Raw genomic sequence first — 1,495 nt, 5'->3', positions numbered from 1 at the left:
ATCGCATTGGCAAAATGGCAGGTTAAGTGCTAAATTGAAAGTTTCTGCATTTTATTCCGCCGAATGTGTTCCACATTCGCTTTTTATTTGTAAGTTAGCTCTGTGGAAACACATCGGCTACGTTCTCGCTAAATTGAACTTTTTGTCCAATTTATCCGCCACTTCGCCAATGCGTTTCCCGTTAGTGGCAAGGCTATGACTACACAACCCGACAGACAAATCGGGTTCTTTTTGATATTTTGTATTTTAGTAATTGCTTAAATAAACAAATTAACTATCTTTGCAATATGGACAACAATTCTTGCATACGACAACAAGCGGACATTAAACAAATAAATCGCTGTAAAAACCGAGTTTCAGAACTCAACGGCTCGTTTGACTATTTATCGAACGGACTTGAATTAGCGGGAAACAACGTAAGACTGAAAATTCTCTTTCTATTATATGAAGAAAAACGACTCTGTGTTTGTGATATGAGCGACATTCTTGGTATGACAATTTCGGCAATTTCACAACACTTGCGAAAACTCAAAGACCGAAAACTAATTGAAACCGAACGAGAAGCACAAACCATTTTTTACTCATTGACAAAAGAGTATGAAAAAATGCTGAAACCGTTTTTTAAAATACTTGACGAAAACAAAATTTTAGAAACATTATGAAAACAGACAAAAAACTAATCGGAGCAGGACTTTTAACAGCAATTGCAGCTTCATTGTGTTGTATTACTCCAGTCTTGGCTTTAGTAGCAGGAACAAGCGGACTTGCTTCTACTTTTTCTTGGCTCGAACCTTTCAGACCGTATTTTATCGGTTTGACAATTTTGGTTCTTGGTTTTGCTTGGTATCAAAAGTTGAAACCTAAAAAGCAAATTGACTGCAACTGTGAGACAGAAGAAAAACCAAAATTCATTCAGTCAAAAATGTTTTTAGGAATTGTAACAGCATTTGCAATCGTTATGCTTGCCTTTCCATACTATTCAAGCATTTTCTACCCAAAGAAAGAAAAGCAAATCAAAGTAGTGGACAAATCCAATATTCAAAAAGTAAAATTTACGATTAGCGGAATGACTTGTGCGAGTTGCGAAGAAAACGTAAATCACGAAGTAAATAAATTGACAGGAATAATAAGTTCAAACGCTTCATATGAAAATGGAAATGCAATCATAGAATTTGACAACTCAAAAACAAATATTTCTGAAATCGAAAAAGCAATAAACTCAACAGGATATTCTGTAACCGACAAAAAAGAAAATTAAAATGGAAATCAAATTACAATCAACAATAACTTGCCCCAACTGCGGACATAAGAAAGAAGAAACAATGCCGACAGACGCTTGCCAATATTTTTACGAATGTGAAAAATGCAAACAAGTTCTAAAACCAAAACAAGGCGACTGCTGTGTTTATTGTAGCTACGGAAGTGTTGCTTGTCCACCAATTCAGCAGGACAAAAAATGTTGCTGACAGACGGAAAACAAAGAAGCCCAGCCACT

4 protein-coding genes are annotated in these 1,495 nt (G+C 35.6%); all 4 read left to right on the top strand.

The features are described from left to right. Positions 1-199: hypothetical protein (locus N5E64_RS15575; protein ID WP_280038309.1), on the top strand; the 199-nt coding region annotated here is incomplete at its 5' end. An 88-nt stretch (positions 200-287) separates the two neighbouring features. Continuing rightward, positions 288-662 carry a metalloregulator ArsR/SmtB family transcription factor gene (locus N5E64_RS15570; protein ID WP_035679264.1) on the top strand — a complete coding sequence of 125 codons (375 nt, stop codon included), beginning with the start codon at positions 288-290 and terminating at the stop codon, positions 660-662. Beyond that, a complete protein-coding gene (gene merTP, locus N5E64_RS15565) occupies positions 659-1,258 on the top strand; it encodes a mercuric transport protein MerTP (RefSeq protein WP_280038306.1) in 600 nt (199 codons plus the stop codon). The genes N5E64_RS15570 and merTP overlap by 4 nt, the downstream gene beginning before the upstream one ends. 1 nt (position 1,259) lies before the next feature. Continuing rightward, positions 1,260-1,466: a GDCCVxC domain-containing (seleno)protein gene (locus N5E64_RS15560; protein WP_069796431.1), complete on the top strand. Its 207-nt coding sequence runs from the start codon at positions 1,260-1,262 to the stop codon at positions 1,464-1,466. Positions 1,467-1,495 lie beyond the last annotated feature (29 nt).

Source organism: Empedobacter sp. GD03739 (assembly GCF_029843245.1).
Taxonomy (GTDB): domain Bacteria; phylum Bacteroidota; class Bacteroidia; order Flavobacteriales; family Weeksellaceae; genus Empedobacter; species Empedobacter falsenii_B.
The sequence above is the reverse complement of the archived record's forward strand: the minus strand, read 5'-3'. Positions and strand labels throughout refer to the sequence as shown.

Coding starts and splice junctions, on each gene's coding strand:
- merTP (WP_280038306.1), top strand. CDS start 659: ATGAAAACAGACAAAAAACTAATCGGAGCAGGACTTTTAACAGCAATT.
- N5E64_RS15570 (WP_035679264.1), top strand. CDS start 288: ATGGACAACAATTCTTGCATACGACAACAAGCGGACATTAAACAAATA.
- N5E64_RS15560 (WP_069796431.1), top strand. CDS start 1,260: ATGGAAATCAAATTACAATCAACAATAACTTGCCCCAACTGCGGACAT.